The 3,560-nt window shown below is 45.9% G+C and carries 6 protein-coding genes; 4 read left to right on the top strand and 2 right to left on the bottom strand.

Annotated features, from left to right (window positions below; all coding sequences use genetic code 11):
• Positions 1 to 1,396: peptide chain release factor 3 (locus B7Y67_RS13130; protein ID WP_293599038.1), on the top strand; the 1,396-nt coding region annotated here is incomplete at its 5' end.
• Positions 1,397 to 1,398: 2 nt separating this feature from the next.
• On the opposite strand, the gene B7Y67_RS13125 is transcribed toward B7Y67_RS13130, so the two are convergent.
• Positions 1,399 to 1,647, bottom strand: coding sequence for a hypothetical protein (locus B7Y67_RS13125; protein ID WP_293599037.1), 249 nt, complete (start codon positions 1,645 to 1,647; stop codon positions 1,399 to 1,401).
• A 186-nt stretch (positions 1,648 to 1,833) separates the two neighbouring features.
• Between B7Y67_RS13125 and B7Y67_RS13120 the strand changes: the two genes are divergently transcribed.
• From B7Y67_RS13120 to B7Y67_RS13110, 3 genes are read left to right on the top strand one after another with little or no spacing between them, the layout of a single operon-like run.
• Positions 1,834 to 2,040 (top strand): hypothetical protein, encoded by a 207-nt coding sequence (locus tag B7Y67_RS13120; RefSeq protein WP_215386972.1) that lies wholly within the window; start codon positions 1,834 to 1,836, stop codon positions 2,038 to 2,040.
• Between the two features lie 52 nt (positions 2,041 to 2,092).
• The gene (locus B7Y67_RS13115) at positions 2,093 to 2,599 is read left to right on the top strand and encodes an MOSC domain-containing protein (RefSeq protein WP_293599036.1); all 507 of its coding nucleotides are present in this window, start codon (positions 2,093 to 2,095) and stop codon (positions 2,597 to 2,599) included.
• Positions 2,600 to 2,618: 19 nt separating this feature from the next.
• Positions 2,619 to 3,266 carry a histidine phosphatase family protein gene (locus B7Y67_RS13110; RefSeq protein WP_293599035.1) on the top strand — a complete coding sequence of 216 codons (648 nt, stop codon included), beginning with the start codon at positions 2,619 to 2,621 and terminating at the stop codon, positions 3,264 to 3,266.
• Positions 3,267 to 3,310: 44 nt separating this feature from the next.
• Here the strand turns inward: B7Y67_RS13110 and B7Y67_RS13105 are convergent.
• On the bottom strand, positions 3,311 to 3,560 hold a 250-nt coding region (locus B7Y67_RS13105), incomplete at its 5' end, for a hypothetical protein (protein WP_293599034.1).

Raw genomic sequence — 3,560 nt, 5'->3', positions numbered from 1 at the left:
GCAAATGGAGTATCGCGATTGCATTATTAACCTGTTAGACACGCCGGGTCACCAGGACTTCTCGGAAGATACCTATCGTGTTTTAACTGCGGTTGATTCTGCCCTCATGGTGATTGATGCTGCGAATGGCGTGGAATCACAAACCTTGCGCTTGCTTGAAGTCTGTCGTGCACGCAACACGCCAATTGTTACTTTCATCAACAAGATGGATCGTGAAGTGAAGCCGCCCATGGAACTGATGGACGAAATTGAAACCGCACTAGGAATAGAAGTTGTTCCTTTTACATGGCCAGTAGGCATGGGTAAATCATTTGCCGGTGTAATTGATATTGCCAACTGTCAAATGCGCATGTTCAAAGCAGGTGAAGATCGTGTAACCGAGGACTCCCATGCAATTGTTGACATCAATGATCCAGCATTGAAGGAGCGCCTAGGCACTGATCTTGAAAATGCACTGGCTGAAGTGGACCTCATTAAAAATGCGATGCCCGCATTTGATCGCGAAGCTTTTTTAGCGGGTCGTCAATCACCAGTGTTCTTTGGCTCTGCCATTAATAATTTTGGCGTGCGTGAAATTCTGAACACCCTAGTTGAGCTTGCGCCATCACCAGGCTCACGTAAGGCCTTGCAACGTGAGGTGAGCCCCGCTGAAAATAAATTCTCTGCAGTAGTTTTCAAGATTCAAGCCAACATGGATCCAGCCCATCGAGATCGCGTTGCCTTCTTGCGCATCTGCTCGGGACATTTTCAACGCGGCATGAAACTCAAGATTTGTCGCAATGGAAAAGAAGTGCGCACTAATAATGCCCTTTCCTTCCTGTCACAACGCCGCGACATCCTAGATGAAGCCTTTCCTGGTGACATCATTGGATTACCAAACCACGGTCTTCTCAGGCTAGGCGATACACTCACTGAAGGTGAGCAATTGCAATTCACAGGCTTGCCATTTTTTGCCCCTGAAATTTTCCGCATGGTCGAATCTGCTGATCCATTACGCTCCAAACAACTACGTACGGGCTTAATGCAACTTGGCGAAGAGGGTGCGATTCAGGTATTTCGCCCAATGACTGGTGGCACCATGTTGCTCGGTGCTTTTGGACAACTACAGTTTGAAGTCGTAAGTCATCGCCTACAAACTGAGTATGGCGCTGAAGTACGCTTGCTGCCTGCACGCTATAACTTAGCTCGCTGGGTCAGCTCAGATGATCCTGTAGCGCTCAAGAAATTCATCCAGGAAAATATTCACCGCATGGCAGAGGATGTTGTAGGAGCTTCAGTATTTTTGGCCAGCCATAAATCCGAATTAGATGTAGCTCAGCAGCGTTGGGAGTCTATTCAATTCCACGCACTAAGAGAACATGCAGGCCTCATCTACCAATCAGACCTTGCTGGCTAAATCTAGCGCGGACTAGATTTTGGCCAGTTGCAGTCAAATACCGCAACCAGCTGAGTATCACTCTTTCTAAACGACGCAGTCTTGCCGTATTGAGCACAATACGCATTGGCCTTTGGTGTTAGCGACTCCACAGACTCGCCATCACTAATTAGAAAGGTGACGTGATTTGTATCTGATGCATCTGTATATACCGCAGCACAGGCCATTAAACTAAACACGCTCAGTAACAAAATATATTTGAGATATGACATTCGAGCCCTCATATTCAATAATGGTATTGGTGCTAATTTCATATTAGGCGTATTCATCATGATGTAATCATAGCGCCTAGACCGCTTAACTGTTATTCTGGTTTGTGATCACTATTCCGCGCCCTACTTAGGGGAGTCTGCTGAGCAAGCTCAGAGGTTCATCATTCCAAGACTCTAGGAAAAAATATGGCTGTTGGCCAAAATCAAAGAAATAGAAAAAACGACCCCATGGTTAGTAAAACGGGCAAGGCTAAATTGGGTCCACTCACTACAGCCCAACTAAGTAAATTGCTGGACTCGAGTACCAAGCCTAAAGAGAAGGCAAAGATTCAGAGGGCTATCAATAAGCGACCTCCCGTCGCGGCACCCACCGCTGAACCTGTTGCAGCATAAGTACTAAGCCCCGAAATTGCCGGGGCTTTTTCTTATGTAATATGCTCTCATCATGACAGCATCTCCGCAAATTTATTCAATTCAAATTGCCTCTCGAGCAGGCGAATCGATGATTCAGCTGACACAAGCCAATATCATTGCTGGCAAAGGAATTGAGGGCGATCGTTACGCACTGGGCATAGGTGCATTCTCCAAAACCAAACCTAAGATTCGACATATTTCTCTTATTGCACTTTCCGGCATTGATCATGCCAATCAAGAACTCCTTGCCCGGCAACAAGCAGTTTTTAGCGAGGGTGATACTCGCAGAAATCTTGTGATTAGCGGCATTTCTACAAATGAGCTTAATGCTCTAGTTGGAAAGATTTTCTATTTAGGGGGCCTTATGTTTAGGGGCACAGAATTATGTGCGCCCTGCCAAAGACCAGCCAATCTACTCAAAAGGCCCGATTTTATGAATGCATTTGAGAATATGGGCGGACTTAGAGCAGAGGCGCTCGAGTCCGGATGCCTTATCCCTGGAGATCCCCTCGACTTTTCAGAATCTGATAGAAATTAACTCGACTTAATATTGTTATATGACAACTACAAAACTCTGCCTAATTCGCCATGGCGAAACCGCCTGGAATGCCGAAAGACGGTTGCAAGGCCACACCGATACGCCCCTTAATCCCAAAGGTGTTTTACAGGCACGCCAAATGGCTCAAGCGCTTAAAGACATTAATCTTGGGTTTGATGTCTTGTATACCAGCGACCTGAAAAGAGCGGCTGATACTGCAAATGCTGTCGTTGAATTATTTGGAGTGGAAGCGCAGGTCGATAGCGCTTTACGAGAGCGCAATTTTGGCGCACTTCAAGGGCTCTCAATTACTGAAGCCCCTCTGTTACGGCCTGATATTTGGCAAGCGCATATCGCCCGCGACTTAGATCATGATCTCGAGGGTGGTGAAAGTATTCAGCAGTTTTCATTACGCGTACGAAATGCGCTAGACAGCATCCAAAAGCGTCATGCCGGTAAAACTATATTAGTAGTTAGTCATGGTGGCACACTCGACATGATGTATCGCATAGCAAGCAATCAATCTCTGAGCGCACAACGAATTGTCTCGGTACCAAATGCATCATTAAATTGGATTAGCCATGAAGAATCGAGTGGCTGGGCAGTAGATCAATGGGCGGATACTCGGCACTTAAAAGGCTCTGCTCTTGAAAACGTTGACCTCTAAGTAAAAAGTCACCATCAGGTGACTTTTTACTTTTCAGAAAGGATTTATTTTCTGATGTGTGCGTGACGAGCAGCATCTTGTGACATGCCCTCACCTTTTGGCTTACCTTCAAGCGCCTCTTTTTCAGCAGTAATTTCTTTGCGACGCTCTTTGCAAGAACCGGCAATCTCTTGCAAAGCTTTACGAGCTCTGGCAGCGGAAGCTTTGATTCCTTTACCATGGAACTTTTCATTCTCTGATTGGTATGTTTCGAAAGCGGCAATTAATTTGTCATGATGAGACATATTTTTCCTT

This window comes from Polynucleobacter sp. 35-46-11, from assembly GCF_002281105.1.
The sequence above is the reverse complement of the archived record's forward strand: the minus strand, read 5'-3'. Positions and strand labels throughout refer to the sequence as shown.